The 15679-nt window shown below is 70.1% G+C and carries 15 protein-coding genes and 1 tRNA gene; 5 read left to right on the forward strand and 11 right to left on the reverse strand.

Annotated features, from left to right (window positions below):
• Positions 1 to 181: 181 nt before the first annotated feature.
• The 3 genes from groL to AB4078_RS13970 all read right to left on the reverse strand — a co-directional run bounded on the left by groL (position 182) and on the right by AB4078_RS13970 (position 2856).
• Positions 182 to 1801: a chaperonin GroEL gene (groL, locus tag AB4078_RS13960; protein ID WP_441977639.1), complete on the reverse strand. Its 1620-nt coding sequence runs from the start codon at positions 1799 to 1801 to the stop codon at positions 182 to 184.
• 118 nt (positions 1802 to 1919) lie between these two features.
• Entirely contained in the window at positions 1920 to 2525 is a 606-nt protein-coding gene (locus AB4078_RS13965) for a LytR C-terminal domain-containing protein (protein WP_440733741.1), read from the reverse strand.
• Between the two features lie 73 nt (positions 2526 to 2598).
• Complete coding sequence (locus AB4078_RS13970; protein ID WP_440733742.1) at positions 2599 to 2856, reverse strand: DUF3263 domain-containing protein; 258 nt, start codon at positions 2854 to 2856, stop codon at positions 2599 to 2601.
• A gap of 106 nt (positions 2857 to 2962) precedes the next feature.
• Here AB4078_RS13970 and msrB point away from each other — a divergent pair, with 106 nt between their 5' ends.
• Together msrB and AB4078_RS13980 are read left to right on the forward strand one after the other, a co-directional pair.
• Complete coding sequence (gene msrB / locus AB4078_RS13975; RefSeq protein ID WP_440733743.1) at positions 2963 to 3379, forward strand: peptide-methionine (R)-S-oxide reductase MsrB; 417 nt, start codon at positions 2963 to 2965, stop codon at positions 3377 to 3379.
• Positions 3376 to 4104 (forward strand): nitroreductase family protein, encoded by a 729-nt coding sequence (locus AB4078_RS13980; protein ID WP_441977640.1) that lies wholly within the window; start codon positions 3376 to 3378, stop codon positions 4102 to 4104. The genes msrB and AB4078_RS13980 overlap by 4 nt, the downstream gene beginning before the upstream one ends.
• On the opposite strand, the gene AB4078_RS13985 is transcribed toward AB4078_RS13980, so the two are convergent.
• Positions 4079 to 5068 carry a DMT family transporter gene (locus AB4078_RS13985; RefSeq protein ID WP_441977641.1) on the reverse strand — a complete coding sequence of 330 codons (990 nt, stop codon included), beginning with the start codon at positions 5066 to 5068 and terminating at the stop codon, positions 4079 to 4081. The genes AB4078_RS13980 and AB4078_RS13985 overlap by 26 nt on opposite strands.
• A gap of 73 nt (positions 5069 to 5141) precedes the next feature.
• Between AB4078_RS13985 and AB4078_RS13990 the strand changes: the two genes are divergently transcribed.
• Positions 5142 to 5795 (forward strand): SOS response-associated peptidase family protein, encoded by a 654-nt coding sequence (locus AB4078_RS13990; RefSeq protein WP_441977642.1) that lies wholly within the window; start codon positions 5142 to 5144, stop codon positions 5793 to 5795.
• A 52-nt stretch (positions 5796 to 5847) separates the two neighbouring features.
• On the opposite strand, the gene AB4078_RS13995 is transcribed toward AB4078_RS13990, so the two are convergent.
• Positions 5848 to 5920, reverse strand: a tRNA-Thr gene (locus AB4078_RS13995).
• A gap of 99 nt (positions 5921 to 6019) precedes the next feature.
• On the reverse strand, positions 6020 to 6988 hold the full coding sequence (locus AB4078_RS14000; RefSeq protein WP_441977643.1) for a DsbA family protein: 969 nt from the start codon (positions 6986 to 6988) through the stop codon (positions 6020 to 6022).
• A gap of 284 nt (positions 6989 to 7272) precedes the next feature.
• On the opposite strand from AB4078_RS14000, the gene AB4078_RS14005 reads away from it, so the two are divergent.
• Both AB4078_RS14005 and AB4078_RS14010 read left to right on the forward strand, forming a co-directional pair.
• Positions 7273 to 8376, forward strand: coding sequence for an ABC transporter ATP-binding protein (locus AB4078_RS14005; protein ID WP_440733747.1), 1104 nt, complete (start codon positions 7273 to 7275; stop codon positions 8374 to 8376).
• 81 nt (positions 8377 to 8457) lie between these two features.
• Entirely contained in the window at positions 8458 to 9762 is a 1305-nt protein-coding gene (locus tag AB4078_RS14010; protein ID WP_441977644.1) for a DUF4032 domain-containing protein, read from the forward strand.
• Between the two features lie 119 nt (positions 9763 to 9881).
• Here the strand turns inward: AB4078_RS14010 and AB4078_RS14015 are convergent, their stop codons facing one another.
• The 5 genes from AB4078_RS14015 to ispD all read right to left on the reverse strand — a co-directional run bounded on the left by AB4078_RS14015 (position 9882) and on the right by ispD (position 15603).
• Positions 9882 to 10523 carry an NAD(P)-dependent oxidoreductase gene (locus AB4078_RS14015; protein WP_440733749.1) on the reverse strand — a complete coding sequence of 214 codons (642 nt, stop codon included), beginning with the start codon at positions 10521 to 10523 and terminating at the stop codon, positions 9882 to 9884.
• Between the two features lie 181 nt (positions 10524 to 10704).
• Positions 10705 to 11730, reverse strand: coding sequence for a 23S rRNA (guanosine(2251)-2'-O)-methyltransferase RlmB (rlmB, locus tag AB4078_RS14020; RefSeq protein WP_441977645.1), 1026 nt, complete (start codon positions 11728 to 11730; stop codon positions 10705 to 10707).
• Complete coding sequence (cysS, locus tag AB4078_RS14025; protein WP_441977646.1) at positions 11723 to 13135, reverse strand: cysteine--tRNA ligase; 1413 nt, start codon at positions 13133 to 13135, stop codon at positions 11723 to 11725. The genes rlmB and cysS overlap by 8 nt, the downstream gene beginning before the upstream one ends.
• Positions 13136 to 13236: 101 nt before the next feature.
• Positions 13237 to 14214, reverse strand: a complete 978-nt coding sequence (locus AB4078_RS14030) for a zinc-binding dehydrogenase (RefSeq protein ID WP_441977647.1) — start codon at positions 14212 to 14214, stop codon at positions 13237 to 13239.
• A 111-nt stretch (positions 14215 to 14325) separates the two neighbouring features.
• Positions 14326 to 15603, reverse strand: a complete 1278-nt coding sequence (gene ispD / locus AB4078_RS14035; protein ID WP_441977648.1) for a 2-C-methyl-D-erythritol 4-phosphate cytidylyltransferase — start codon at positions 15601 to 15603, stop codon at positions 14326 to 14328.
• Positions 15604 to 15679 lie beyond the last annotated feature (76 nt).

Consider the following 15679-nt stretch of genomic DNA (forward strand, 5'->3'; position numbering starts at 1 on the left):
TCGATACCGCCCTGTCAGCGAGACCCTCTTCAAACGACGCTACCGCCGCCAACCGCTGCGCCTCAGAAAGTGAACTCCTCGGATGCAAAGAACTGACCCCCAGGAGTCGAAACTGATTTCTCAGTCCAACTCCCGGGGGTCAGTTCAGAATCCCGGGGGCCTTCTCGAAAGGGGGCTGGACTCAGAAGTCCATGCCGCCGGACGGGTCGGCCGGCATGGCCGAAGCCTTCTCCGGCTTGTCGGCGACGACGACCTCGGTGGTGAGGAACAGGCCGGCGATCGACGCGGCGTTCTGCAGCGCCGAGCGGGTGACCTTGGCCGGGTCGATGATGCCCTGTGCGAACATGTCGCCGTACTCGCCGGTCGCGGCGTTGAGGCCGTGACCCGTGGGGAGCTCGGAGACCTTGTGCGCGACGACGCCCGGCTCGAGACCGGCGTTGAGGGCGATCTGCTTGAGCGGCGCCTCGATCGCGACGCGCACGATGTTCGCGCCGGTCGCTTCGTCGCCCGTGAGCTCGAGGCCGTTGAGGGCCTTCGTGCCGGACTGGATCAGGGCGACGCCACCACCGGCGACGATGCCCTCCTCGACGGCGGCCTTCGCGTTGCGGACGGCGTCCTCGATGCGGTGCTTGCGCTCCTTGAGCTCGACCTCGGTGGCCGCGCCCGCCTTGATGACGGCCACGCCGCCGGCGAGCTTGGCGAGGCGCTCCTGCAGCTTCTCGCGGTCGTAGTCGCTGTCGGTGTTCTCGATCTCGCGACGGATCTGGGTCACGCGACCGGCGATCTGCTCGGCGTCTCCGGCACCCTCGACGATCGTGGTCTCGTCCTTGGTGACGATGACCTTGCGCGCACGGCCCAGCAGGTCGAGGGTCGCGTTCTCGAGCTTGAGACCGACCTCCTCGGTGATCACGGTGCCGCCGGTGAGGATCGCGATGTCCTGCAGCTGCGCCTTGCGGCGGTCACCGAAGCCCGGAGCCTTGACGGCGACGGACTTGAAGATGCCGCGGATCTTGTTCAGCACCAGGGTCGCAAGGGCTTCGCCCTCGACGTCCTCAGCGATGATGACGAGCTCCTTGCCGTCCTGGATCACCTTGTCGACGACGGGCAGAAGATCCTTGATGTTCGAGATCTTCTGGTTCGCGATGAGGATGTACGGGTCCTCGAAGACAGCCTCCTGGCGGTCCGGGTCCGTGACGAAGTAGGGGTTCAGGTAGCCCTTGTCGAAGCGCATGCCCTCGGTGAGCTCGAGCTCGGTGCCGAAGGTCTGGGACTCCTCGACGGTGACCACACCCTCCTTGCCCACCTTGTCGATGGCCTCGGCGATGAGCTCGCCGATCTCCGGGTCGGCGGCGGAGATCGACGCAGTAGCGGCGATCTGCTCCTTGGACTCGATCTCCTTGGCGGAGGCGAGCAGCTCGGCGGTGATGGCGGCGACGGCCTTCTCGATGCCCTTCTTCAGGCTGATCGGGTCGGCACCGGCGGCCACGTTGCGCAGGCCCTCGCGGACCAGCGCCTGGGCGAGCACGGTCGCGGTGGTGGTGCCGTCACCCGCGACGTCGTCGGTCTTCTTCGCGACCTCCTTGACGAGCTCCGCGCCGATCTTCTCGTACGGGTCGTCGAGCTCGATCTCCTTGGCGATGGACACGCCGTCGTTCGTGATCGTGGGGGCGCCCCACTTCTTCTCGAGCACGACGTTGCGGCCACGCGGGCCGAGGGTCACCTTGACCGCGTCGGCCAGGATGTTCAGGCCGCGCTCGAGACCGCGACGGGCCTCCTCATCGAAAGCGATGATCTTTGCCATGAGTTCTGTCGTCCCTCCTGGACGTAGACATTGGGTTTAGCACTCAGATCAGTCGAGTGCTAAACCCAGTCTGGCACTCGACCCCTGTGAGTGCAAGCCGTAGAGAGAGCGTCCGGGCTCAGCCCGCCGAGCCGTCGCCCGACGTGTCGGCGGGGGTCGGCTCCGTGGTCGGTGCGTTCTTCGCGAGATCGAGCCCGAGCACCACGGTGAGCTGCTTCTGGCCGGTCACGACGTCGTCGCCGTACCGATCGCTCAGGGCGACCTTCGTCGCGCCGATGAGGGCAGCCAGCGCCTGGGCCGCAGGCTTGTCCGCCTCGGTCTTGTAGTAGACCGTGGTCGCGGGGAAGTCCTGGGTGTCGGCATCGCTCGCCGCCACGGAGCCGCCGGCGAACCCGGCGTTGACGATCGTGTCGCGCGTGCTCGCGGCGAGCCCGTTCACGCCGGTCGCGTTCAGCACCAGGACGGCGTACGACGTGTCCAGCGTCGGCGCCGCCACGGTAGCGGTCGGCGATGCCGTGGGCACCGGCGCACCGCCGTCGAAGCTGATCCGGCCCATGGCGAGCATCGCGGCGAAGATCCCGACGGCGATCAGCACCGCCGTCGCCACTGCGGCCCACAGCAGCACGAACCAGCCGCGCATCCCGGGGTTCTCGGCACGGTGGGCGCCGACGCGTCCCTGCGCGTGCGGGATCACGTCGAATCGGTCGCGGGCGGATTCTGGCATCCCCCGATGTTATCCGGGGTCCTGCTGCGGTTTCGGTGAACGACAGGCCGTCGATCTCGAGCGCGGCTGCGCCTCAGCCGGCGGACAGCGCGGTGCGACCCGATCTCCGCGCTGCCGCGTCGTCTCGGATCCGGCGCAGTCGACGCACCAGCATCGGATCCGCGATCAGCGCCTGCTCGGACTCGATGACCCGGTCCAGCAGCTGGTAGTAGCGCGCCGGCGTCAGCTCCAGCTCGGCGCGGATCGCCTCCTCCTTGGCGCTGGAGTGCCCGGGGCGCCGCGCCTCGAACGCGAGGATCACACGTTCGCGGTCGCTGAGGAGGTCGGTCACCCCATCAGGCTACGTCGCCGTCGGCGCCCGGCCCGGACGGCGCGCCCGGCCGCCGCCCCTCCACGGCCAGGAACGCGCGAGAATGGATCCGACCCCGGGAGGATCCATGTCGCACCGCGTGACCAAGACCGACGCCGAATGGCGGGCCGAGCTCGACCCGCAGCAGTACGCCGTGCTGCGCGAGGCCGCGACCGAGCGGGCGTGGACCGGCGAGCTGCTCGACGAGCACCGTGCCGGCCTCTACACCTGCGGCGCGTGCGGCGCCGAGCTGTTCCGCAGCGGCACGAAGTTCGACTCGGGCTGCGGCTGGCCGAGCTTCTACGAGTCGGTCCGGCCTGAAGCCGTGGAGTTGATCGAGGACAACAGTCTCGGCATGCTGCGCACGGAGGTGCGCTGCGCGAACTGCGGTTCGCATCTGGGCCACGTCTTCCCGGACGGATTCGGCACGCCGACCGGCGACCGATACTGCATGAACTCGATCGCGCTGTCGTTCCAGCCGGACGATTCCGCGACCGGGGCATGAGCGCACTCGAAGCCGTTCGCCGTCGGCAGTCCTGGTCCAAGGTGACCCCGGACGCGCCGACCCGCGAGCAGCTGCTGCCGCTGATCGCGGCCGCCGGCCGCGTCGCGGATCACTCCTCGCTGCGGCCCTGGCGCCTGATCGAGCTGCGTGGACAGGACCGAGAACGACTGGGTGCGGCCATCGCAGCGACGACGGGCGACGACTCCCCCTCGTCCAAGCCTCTGCGCGCCTCCCTGCTGATCGCCGTCGTCGCCAGTTACCGGGACAGCGAGAAGGTGCCCCGCTGGGAGCAGGAGGCCGTCGCCTCCGGTGTCGCGCACGTGCTCAGCCTATTGCTGGATGAGGCCGGCTGGGGAGTCATCTGGCGCACCGGCGGCTACACCCGCACCGCAGCCGTGGCCCGAGCGCACGGACTCGGTCCGGACGAGGAGCTTCTGGGCTGGCTGTACGTGGGCGGCAAGCCAGGCAAGGAACCGGGGCGGCGCCAGGTGCTCGACGCGGAATCGGTGCTGAGCCGGATGCCCGTCCAGAGCGCGCCCGACGACGCTGCGCCGTCCGACATTCCGCGCGAACCCGACGACTCCACCGAACCCGACAAGTGCACCAAGCGCACCAAGAAGAAGGCGAAGAAGAAGGCCAAGAAGGCGGCCAGGAAAGCCCGGAAGAAGGCCGAGAAGGCTGCGAAGAAGCAGCGGCGGCTCAGGAAGACCGAGGAACAGGGCTGATCCGGCGACGCCCCCAGGGCAGCGCCGCCAGCACGGACAGCACCGCCGCGAGCACCATGACGACCACCTGCCATGCGGCAGGGCCGGCCGCGGGCGGCCAGATCACGTCGATCAGCACCGACACCACGAGCTGACCGAGGACAGCACCGAGCCCCATCAGCAGCACTCCCGTGCGGGCCACGATGATCACACCCAGCAGGATGTAGGACGCACCGAGCAGCCCGCCCAGGTACAGCCACAGGTCTGCGGGGAACACGGCGGGGAACGGCTCCGGAGCTCCGGTCACGAGCAGGCTCGCACCTGCTGACGCCGAGAGCACGAGCACGCCCCCGAAGAAGCTCATGTAGGTCGCGCCGAGCGGCGAGGCGATGCGCTGACCGAGCCGGCCGTTCACGGCGGACTGGAACGCGATGCCCGCTCCGGTGAGGAACGGCAGCACCAGCATCCACAGCGGCGCCCGGGCGAGCACGTCGCCGCCGAGCGAGACGCCGACGGCGACGAGCGCGAACGCACCGCCGAGCAGTCGCCCCGGGGTGATGGCGACGACGCCGGCCGGGCCGAATCCGACCCGATCCAGCAGCAGTCCGTGCAGCGTCTGGCCGGCCACGACGCCCACCGTGAAAAGGGCGACGCCGAGGATGCCCGCGACCAGGCCCTGGGTCGACACGGTCAGCGCACCGCAGGCGCCGCCGAGCAGCATCCACCAGCGCACGCCGCCGGTGCGGATCCCCCGCCAGAGACGCCCGAGCCCCGCGCGTCCCGAACGAGTGAGCAGCACGGGGAAGCTCAGCAGCACCAGGCCGACAGCGAACGACACCCACCCGGCGAGTATCCCGTTGTCCAGACGCACTCCGAGCTGCCCGTTCACGCGCGCCTGGATCGCCGTCATCGCACCGATGGCGACCGCGCCGCCGAGCGCCAGCACGGTGCGCCCGCGGCGCGGCTTCGGAGGGGGCACAGTCACCGTTATGAGCCTACTCGGGCGCGGAATCGCTCTCGAGCACACCGACGTCCCCCGCCCGAGGTACGCTCCAGCCATGTGCGCGAGCTACGGCCTGGATCCGCGATTCAGCGATCAGCAGCTGATCGAGGAAGCCGACGACGAACTCATGGAGGGGATCCGCGCGTGGGCGCGGCGCAACGCGGAGGAGACTCTGCGCCCCACCGGACGGCTGCTGCGCAACCTCAATCCGATCCTGCTGCCCTCGGAGTCCGCGCAACCGCAGCTCGAGCAGGCCTGGTGGGGATTCCTCGTCGACGGCCGGCCGTCGCGGTTCCCCTCGATCAACACCCGCTCCGAACGGCTGCAGGAGCGTCCCGGGAGCCTGAAGGGGCGGGCGCTGGTCCCCGCCACGAGCTGGTACGAGATGCAGAAGCCGCAGAAGGCGTGGCACGAGTTCGGGCTGGACGGCGCCCTGTTCGGCATGGCCGCGATCACCCAGCGCGGCCGCGCCGAGGACGGCTCCTGGTACACGTGCTACTCGATCGTGATGCAGCCGGCGCCCGAGCGCCTCGCCGGGATCCACGACCGCATGCCGGTGCTGCTGCCGGCCGCATTCGCCCGGGACTGGCTGAACGGCGACGCCACGCGCGAGCTCATCGACGAGGCGCTGCTGGCCTCCGCCGCGATCACCGCGCGGGTGGCCGCGACGCCGCGCGCGGATGACAAGGGCACGGATCGACTGTTCTGAGCACCGCGGATGCGTCATGTCCGCACCATGATGCCCGCGGAGGAAGAATCGGAGCCTCCTGCCGGACTCGAACCGGCCACCTGCGGTTTACAAGGCCGCTGCTCTACCAGATGAGCTAAGGAGGCGAGGAATGGCCGGCGCCGTGAGGGCGCGACCGCTCCACAGCGTAGCAATTCGCCGCGCTGTCGGCGTGCACGCCGTCCGGAGCCGGACGGCCGCACGCGCTACTTCGCGGCGGACGGCGACGGCGTGGGCGAGAGCGTCGGACCGGGCGTGCCGTAGTACGAGTCGCTCGCGACCGAGAGCACGAACTGGCTGAACTCGGCGGCGTCGGTGAGCGATCCGGCGTAGACCTGGCCGTTCACGACGATCGTGGGCGCGCCGCTCAGGGCCCCCTTCTTGGAGCCGGGCAGCGGGCCGTCCACGGCGCGCTGCGTGACGTCCTTCACCCAGGAGTCGTAGGTGCTCTCCTCGACGCAGGTCTGGAGGCCCTTGGCATCCTTCACTCCGCTCGAGATCGCGAGTGCGATGAGCTCCTTGTCACTCTTGCCGTCGGTGTCCTGCTTCGGCTGGTCGACGAGCAGGGCGTGGTTGAACGCGTAGAAGACCTCGGGCTGCATCGAGGCGACGCAGGCGGCGGCGGACGCGGCGCGCAGCGAATACTTGGTGCCGTTGGAGTTCGCGGTCAGCAACGCGACCGGGTGATAGGTGACGGTCGCCGCGTCCTGATCGACCCAGGTCGCGAGCTGCTTCGCGTTCGCACGCTCGAAGTCGCTGGCGCCGGGCGAGAGGTAGTCGACGTAGACATGGATGTCGACAGCGTCGGCCGTGGCGGTCGGATCGGGAGTCGGCGAGGCGGATCCGGTCGGCGCCGCGCTGCCCGCCGTGCTCGGCGAGGGCGTGGGCGTGCTCCCGGATCCGGCGCGCACCGAGGCCAGATCCTCCTTGGTCACGACGACACCGTCGTCCTGCAGGTTCGACGGTGTGAGCGACGGCTTCGACACGGCGGAGCCCACAGCCCAGGCCACGGCGCCTCCCGCGGCGCCGACCACGATGACCGCGACCGCGGCGATGATCACACGTCGGATGATCCGGGCGCGGGACTGCTGGGCGTTCACCTGCTGGGCCTTCTCCCGCACGGCCGCACGCGAATGCGGCGGAGTGGGGACGTTCGGCGTTTCGTCGCTCGACATCGTTCCTCTTGGTTTCTCGGGACTGGCGTCCCTGTGGCCTGCTGCCGACGGGCGCGGCGCGGCACGGGTTCGATGCTAGCCAGGCAGGCTGAGAAATGACCAGACGGCCCCTGGCCGGACCCTGCGAGATCTGACCCGGAAAGCGCTTCACCGACGATGCTGGACCTCGCCGGAGCTCTCATGTCATACTGATCCCGGCCCGATGGCGGGCCACGGCGGGTTCATCCTCGTCGCTTTTTCACTACGGATCGTCCGGCACGTACCTGCCGGTGAAGGAGAAGACAATGGCAACTGTGACCTTTGATGAGGCCACCCGTCTGTACCCCGGCGGCACCCGCCCCGCGGTCGACAAGCTGAACATCGAGATCGCCGATGGCGAGTTCCTGGTTCTGGTCGGCCCCTCCGGCTGCGGCAAGTCCACCTCGCTCCGCATGCTCGCGGGCCTCGAAGAGGTCAACGCCGGCCGGATCCTGATCGGCGACCGCGACGTGACCGACGTCCCGCCGAAGGACCGCGACATCGCGATGGTGTTCCAGAACTACGCGCTGTACCCGCACATGACCGTGGCCGAGAACATGGGCTTCGCGCTCAAGATCGCCGGCGTCGGCAAGGAGGAGCGCGCCCAGCGCGTCCTCGAGGCCGCCAAGCTCCTCGACCTCGAGCCGTACCTGACCCGCAAGCCGAAGGCCCTCTCGGGTGGTCAGCGTCAGCGTGTCGCCATGGGCCGCGCGATCGTGCGTCAGCCGCAGGTGTTCCTCATGGACGAGCCGCTGTCGAACCTCGACGCGAAGCTGCGTGTGCAGACCCGCACCCAGATCGCGTCCCTGCAGCGCCGCCTCGGCGTCACCACGGTCTACGTCACGCACGACCAGACCGAGGCCCTGACCATGGGCGACCGCATCGCGGTGCTCAAGGACGGTCTGCTGCAGCAGGTAGGCACGCCGCGTGACCTGTACGAGAAGCCGAACAACCTGTTCGTCGCCGGCTTCATCGGCTCTCCGGCGATGAACCTGTTCGCGGCCGACCTGGCCGAGGGCGGCGTCCGCTTCGGCACCGAGGTCGTGCCGCTGGACCGCGACACGGTCGGACGCGCGAACGGCTCGCAGGTCACGGTCGGCGTACGCCCCGAGGACATCACGGTCGGCCCCGCCGACGGCAAGGGCCTGTCGGTCGTGGTGGACCTCGTCGAAGAGCTCGGCGCTGACGGTTACTTGTACGGCCACACCGAGATCAACGGCAAGCGCGCCGACCTGGTCGCCCGCGTCGATGGCCGCAACCACCCGAACGCCGGCGAAACGGTCACCCTCGCCGCGAACCCCGGTCACGTGCACGCCTTCGACGTCGAGTCCGGCGCCCGCTTGAACGACAAGCCGATCGTCGCCTCCTGATCACCGTCTGATCGACGCGGCGCGGGGGATCTCCCCCGCGCCGCGTCGTCGTCTTCCCCGTCGATCCCCCGAGGAGCACCGTTGAAGGACGCTCTGACCATCACGGCGAGTGCCGTGGATCCCGGTCTGCTGTCGCTGCCCTGGTCGCAGCCGCTGTCGAAGTGGCCGTCCGACGTGATCGTGTCGCTGCCCAAGGGCCTGTCCCGGCACCTGGTGCGCTTCGCGGATCTGTCCGGATCCGTCGTCGCCGTGAAGGAGACCACGGAGCAGATGGCGCGCCGCGAGTACGACATGCTGGGCAACCTCGCCCGCCTCGATGTGCCCTGCGTGTCCCGCGTCGCCGTCATCGCCGGCCGCACCGACGGCAAGGGCGAGCACCTGCCGGCGGCGCTGGTGACCTCGCACCTGCGCTTCTCGATGCCGTACCGGGCGCTGTTCACGCGCGTGCTGCGGCCGGACACCGCGACCCGCCTGGTCGACGCACTCGCGCTACTGCTGGTGCGGCTGCACAACGTCGGCTTCTACTGGGGCGACGTGTCGCTGTCGAACGCGCTGTTCCGCCGTGACGCCGGGGCGTTCGCCGCCTACCTCGTGGACGCCGAGACCGGCGAGCTGCACGAGGAGGGCCTGACCGACGGTCAGCGCGCGTACGACCTGGATCTGGCCCGCACCAACATCGCCGGGGAGATCCTGGACCTCGCCGCAGGCGGGAGGCTCGAGCGCGGCGTGGACGCGGTCGCGATCGCGGACGGCATCGTGTCGTCCTACCGCGCCCTGTGGGCCGCGCTCACCGCACACGAGTCCTTCGCTGCGGGCGAGGCCTGGCGGATCACGGAGCGCGTGGAGAAGCTGAACGCGCTCGGCTTCGACATCGGCGAGATGTCGATCCAGACCACCGCCGACGGCACCAGGGTCGAGATCGAGCCCAAGGTCGTCGATGCCGGCCATCATCAGCGCCGCCTCATCCGCCTCACCGGCCTGGACGTCGAGGAGAACCAGGCCCGGCGACTGCTGAACGACCTGGACGAGTTCCGGGCCCGCTCCACCAAGCAGTGGGCGGACGAGGAGATGTACGCGCACGAGTGGCTCACCCGGGTGTTCGAACCGGTGGTGCGCGCGATCCCCTACGACCTGCGCGCCAAGCTGGAACCGGCCGAGGTGTTCCACCAGGTGCTCGAGCACCGCTGGTACATGTCACAGGCGCAGGGCCGGTCGGTGCCGCTGGCCGAGGTGCTCACCTCGTACATCAACGACGTGCTGCGGCACCGGCGGGACGAGGCCACGATCATGGGGCCGCCCACCGAGACCATGTCACTGCCGGTGATCACCGGATCCGTCCCGGTCTCGGACGACACCGGCGACATCGACTGGCGCGATCTGGTCTGAGACGGCGCGACACTGGCCGCGAGGCTCCATCCGAGTAACGAGACTGCAGCGCTGGCGTGCAGTCTCGTTACTCCACTGAAGTCTCGCGGTCAGGTGCGGTCGCCCGGGGGACGATGCCGTCAGTAGCCGACGGTGAAACGCTCGCGGCGGTGCTTGCCGTTCTCGATCTCGTCGACGACCGCGATCGCGAAATCGGCGCCGGAGATGGTCGAGTTGCCATCGGCGTCGCGCACGACCACGTCGCCGCCGTCCCGGTAGGAGCCGGTGCGCTCGCCCTCGGCCCACGGCCCGAACACCTCGGCCGGGTGCACGAAGAACCAGTCCAGCGACGCGTCGGCGTTCTGCAGCACGGCGAGGGAATCGATGCCGACCTGCGCCTCGTGCTTGTACTCCTCGGGGAAGTCGAGGTCGATCAGACGCGGACCGCCGGGCGCCGAAAGGCTGCCGCCGGCGCCGCCGACGACGCTCACTCGCGTGCCCGTGCCGCTGAGCTTGTCGACCAGGTTGGTCAGTGCCGGGATGACCGCCTGCTCCATGTCGCCGCGCGGGGACAGCGCAGACACGACCACATCGGCGTTCTCGAACACGTCGCCGAGCGCATCGAGGTCGGTCACCGAACCCTGCACGTTGGTGACACCGTCGACGGGAGCGGACGGCTCGGAGCGCGAGATCGAGACGACCTCGTGCCCGCGCGACGCGGCTTCCTGGACGATGTGGCGGCCGGCGTAGCCGGTCCCTCCGATGACGACGATGCGAGCCATGCGCGTTCCTTCCGTTCCGATCCCGGCTGTTTCTGCACCGGGTACGGCAGGTGAAAGGACCCACGGCCGTCGTCTATTCCGCCTCAGCCGGATCCTGCACGGATGTGCGCCTCCGGTCAACGGCATGCGCGGTCGGTCATGCGGAGCACCGAGCGCCAGGGCGCCGTGCTCCGCATGAACCTCAGCCCTTGGCGGCGCGGACCGTCGAGACCTGGTACAGCGCGACAGAGGCCGCGATGCCGGCGTTGAGCGACTCGGTCGCCGCGGAGATCGGGATCGACACGATCTGGTCGCAGGTCTCGGTGACGAGGCGCGAAAGCCCCTTGCCTTCGGATCCGACCACGATGACGACGGGACGGTCCGCGAGCTCGACCGCGGGCAGCGACACGTCGCCGCCGCCATCGAGGCCGAGCACGAAGACGCCTTGCTTCTTGAACTCCTTGAGCATGCTGGTGAGGTTCGCAGCGAGGGCGACCGGGATGCGGGCCGCCGCCCCGGCGCTGGTCTTCCACGCCGCGGAGTTCACGCTCGCCGAGCGACGCTGCGGAAGGATCACGCCGTGTCCGCCGAAGGCGGCGGTGGAGCGGATGATCGCGCCGAGGTTGCGGGGATCGGTGATCCCGTCGAGCGCCACGAACAGCGGGGTCTGGCCGCGGTCGATGACCTCTTCCAGCAGATCCTGCGGGTGCGCGTACTCGTACGGCGGCACCTTGAGGGCGACGCCCTGGTGCACGCCGTCGAAGCCGGCCATGCGATCCAGCTCCTGACGGGTGACCTCGAGCACGGGGATCTCACGGTGCCGTGCGATCGCGAGCATCTCCTTGATGCGGTCATCCATCTCCACGCGCTGCGCGATGTACATCGTGGTGGCGGGGATCTTCGTGCGCAGCGCCTCGAGCACCGAGTTGCGCCCGGTGACGGTCTCGGTGTCGTTCGAGGCCGACGACGAGGACACGCGGCGGTTCGGATTGGATCCGCTCTGCGGCTTCTGGCCCGCGCCCGATCGCGCGCCGGGACGGCCCTTGCCGCCTGCGGCCGCATAGCGCTCCTGGGCCGCCCTGCGCTTTCCGGCGACGTGCCAGGCGCGGTCCTCGGCCTTCGGGGTGTTCCCGCGGCCCTCGAGCGCCTTGCGGCCGAGGCCGCCGGTGCCCTTGGTGGCGCCCTTCTTCTTGCTGTTGCCCGCTCCGGGCCTGCTCGGCTTAGCCATCGATACTCCAATGAGTTCCGTCTGGAGTGTCCTCCAGGGTGATGCCCGCCGCACCGATCGCATCGCGGATGCGGTCGGCGGCGGGCCAGTCCTTGTCGGCGCGGGCCTGCGCACGCTGGGCGATCATCGCCTGCACGAGCGCATCCAGCGCGGTGGTGGTCTTCGTGTCGGATCCGGCGGATGCCCACTCGGGTGCGAAGGGATCGATGCCGAGGATCCCGGCCATGGCCTGGACGTCCGCGAAGGCATTGATCGCGGCATCACGGTCGGAGCGGTCCAGCGCAGCGTTGCCCACGCGTACCGTCTCGTGGAGCGCGGCGAGCGCCTGCGGCACGCCGAGATCGTCGTCCATGGCGGCAGCGAAGGCCTGTGGCACAGCACGGTCGGCCCACCCGATTCGCGGACCGTACGCTCGGATAACGCGCTCCTGGAACGTCCGGATCCGGCCCAGCGCCGCCTCCGCCTCGCGCCACGACGACTCGGAGAGGTCCAGGCTGGAGCGGTAGTGCGCGGCGGCCAGCGCATAGCGCACCACGAGCGGATCGTGCTGCGCGAGCACGTCGGCGGCAAGCGTGAAGTTGCCGATCGACTTGGACATCTTCTGCCCGTCGACGGTCACGAGGCCGTTGTGCACCCAGTACCGGGCGAACGCGTCACCGGCCGCGGTCGACTGCGCCAGTTCGTTCTCGTGGTGTGGGAAGCGCAGGTCGAGACCGCCGCCGTGGATGTCGAACTCGGCACCGAGGTAGCGCCGCGCCATCGCGGAGCACTCGATGTGCCAGCCGGGACGCCCAGCGCCCCAGGGCGAGGCCCAGGTGGCGTCGGCGGGTTCGTCCGGCTTCGCGCCCTTCCACAGGGCGAAGTCCTGCGGGTTGCGCTTGCCACGCGGATCCGCATCCTCCGCGGCCTCCATCGCGTCCACGGATTGGTGGGTGAGCTCGCCGTAGGCGGACCAGCTGCGCACGTCGAAGTAGACGTCGCCGGACCCGTCGGCCGCCGGGTAGGCGTGACCGCGCTCGACGAGGCGCTCGATGAGCTCCTGCATCTGCGGGATCGACGCCGTCGCCCGCGGCTCGTAGGTCGGCGGCAGGATGCCGACGGCGGCGTACACGGCCGAGAACTCCTGCTCCATCCGGTACGCCAGGCCCCACCACGCCTCGGCGTCGGTCGCATTCGCGAGCACCTTGTCGTCGATGTCCGTGACGTTGCGGACGACGGTGACCCGCCCGTAGCGCAGCTGCAGCCAGCGCCGCAGCAGGTCGAAGCTCAGCGCCGCGCGCACATGCCCGATGTGCGGGCCGGACTGCACGGTGGGTCCGCACACGTACATCGTCACGTTCGAGTCATCGAGCGGAACGAACTCGCGCAGTTCCTGCGCGCGCGTGTCATGGAGGCGGATCGTCACCGCTCAAGCCTACCGGGGCGGCCCTGACAGTTTCGGGGAGCGATGTCGGCGCCGGAATCGGATCCGGCAGGGCGGACATCGCTCCTCGAAACAGGACGTGGTCAGGGCTGCAGCAGGATCTTGCCCTCGCGCCCCGCGCGCAGGTTGCCCTCCGACGCCTCCGCGATCCGCTCGAACGGCAGCACGGCCTCGACCGGGAGGGTGAGCACGCCCTCGCGGATGCGCTGCAGCAGCTCGCCGAAGAGGGCTCCACGCTGGTCCGCGGGCATCGCAGCCGCGACCTTCGAGCCCCAGAAGCCGCGCACGGTCAGCTGCTTGAAGATCACGTCGCCCGAGGAGATCCGCATGGTCGGCGATGCCATCGCGCCGAACACCACGAGCAGGCCGCCCTCGCCGAGCATCGCGGCGACCTGGCCACTCGCGTCGCCACCGACCGAGTCGATGCCGGCGCGGATCGGCGCACCGCCGGTGAGGGCGCGCACCTGGTCCTGCCAGTCCTCGGCATCGGTCGCGACGACGTTGCCGACCCCCTGCGCGGCGAGCTCCGCGATGCCGTCCGCACGACGGACCAGGCTGACCACGTGCACGCCGCGAGCGGCGGCGAGCTGGGCGACCATACGGCCGACGGCGCCGTTCGCCGCGTTCTGGATCATCCAGTCGCCCGCGGCCAGCCCGAGCGAGTCCAGCACGCTGATGGCGCTGAACGGCATGGATCCGAGCTGGGCGGCCTGTTCGTCGGGGATGTCGTCGGGCACCGGGATGAGCCCGCCAGCGGAGGCGAGCACGTACTCGGCCCAGGCGCCGAACGCGCCGCCGACGGTGACGCGACGCCCGACCAGCGCGTCATCGACGCCTTCGCCGACCGCATCGACCACACCGACCGCCTCGGTGCCGGATCCGGCCGGCAGCTCGGGCTTGTACCCGTAGAGGCCGCGCACCGTGAGCAGGTCGTGGTTGTGCACGGCGGCGAGCAGCACGCGCAGCCGCACCTGCCCCGGACCGGGCTCCGGCAGCGGGACGTCCTGGACGGACAGGACTTCGGCGGGATCCCCGAAGGAGGAGTGGACGAGTGCGCGCATGGCGGTGACCTCTCTACGACGTCTGCTGGATGCGGCGGGTGGCCGCGTCCTCCAGCGTAGGCACGTGCGCGAGGAATCGGATCCGAATCCGGAGGACCCTGCGTTATGGATTCAGCCCAGCGCGATCGGATGCACGAGAGCCACAGCCGTGACGGCGATCCCCTCGCCCCGGCCGGGGAAGCCGAGCCCGTCGGTCGTGGTCGCGGAGACGGCGACGGGAGCGCCGCCGAGGGCCTCGGACAGCACGCGCTCGGCCTCAGCGCGGCGCGCACTGAACCGCGGGCGATTGCCCTGGAACTGCACGGAGACGTTGCCGATCGCGAATCCGCCCTCCGCGAGGATCTCCGCCGTGCGGGCCAGGAAAACATCGCCGTGCGCACCGGCGTACTCCGGATGCGCGGTGCCGAAGTGCTGCCCGATGTCGCCGAGGCCCGCCGCCCCCAGCAGGGCGTCCACGATCGCGTGCGCCACGGCGTCGCCATCGGAGTGCCCCTCGAGCGCGGGCTCGCCGGGCCAGTCGAGCCCTGCCAGGCGAAGCGTGCCGCCCGGGGCGAAGGCGTGCACGTCGGTGCCGATGCCGATGCGCGGGATGGCGGGGCCGTCGGGCACTGCGGAGGACGTGAGGATCATGCGGGCGCGCTCCAGGTCGTGCGGAGTGGTGATCTTGAAGGCTTCCTCGGATCCGAGCACGTGCCGCACCGCTCCTCCGGCGGCGGCGAACAGCGCGGCGTCGTCGGTGTACTCGATGCCCTGAGCTTCGGCGTGCCCGTAGGCGGCGACGAGCTCGGTGCGGGGGAAGCCCTGCGGCGTCTGCGCGGCGGCGAGCTCTGATCGGTCGACCGGGGCGACGACCTCCTCCCCGTGCACGCGCTTGAGGGTGTCGACGACGGGCAGCGCGGGGATCACGCCCACGCCGGGGCGCACCGCTGCGGACACCGCCGCGAACTGCGCGGGTGGAGTCAGCGCGCGAGCTGCGTCGTGCACGAGCACCGTGTCGATGCCGTCGGCGAGCACCGCGAGTCCGGCCGCCACGGAGCGCTGCCGGGTCTCGCCTCCGACGATCACCGCCACCACCGGCGCCCCCTCGTCGCTCGCTGGTCGCGGATTGTCGCTTCGAACCTCGGATGGCGGCATTTCGCGACCAGTGAACGTCGTCTGCGCGGCCTCGAGGATGGTGCGCGCGTCGGACTCGAGTCCAGCCGGGACGACGAGGATCACCTGTGCCGGGGCCGCGGCGAAGACGCCGTCGAGCGCATGCTCGAGAATCGCGCGACCGCAGAGCGGCACGAACGCCTTGGGTGCTCCGGCGGCGAGGCGCGTACCGGATCCGGCCGCCACGACGATCACCGCGGTGTGCGCGAGGGACGAAGGCGGGGGCAGGTCGTTCACGCTCTCACGTTAGCGCCGGATCCTCCGCTCCCCCGCGCCCGGATCGTTCTGCAAAAACCTTGCGTGAACGAGTACT

Source organism: Microbacterium sp. 2MCAF23, assembly GCF_052115565.1.
Lineage (GTDB): Bacteria > Actinomycetota > Actinomycetes > Actinomycetales > Microbacteriaceae > Microbacterium.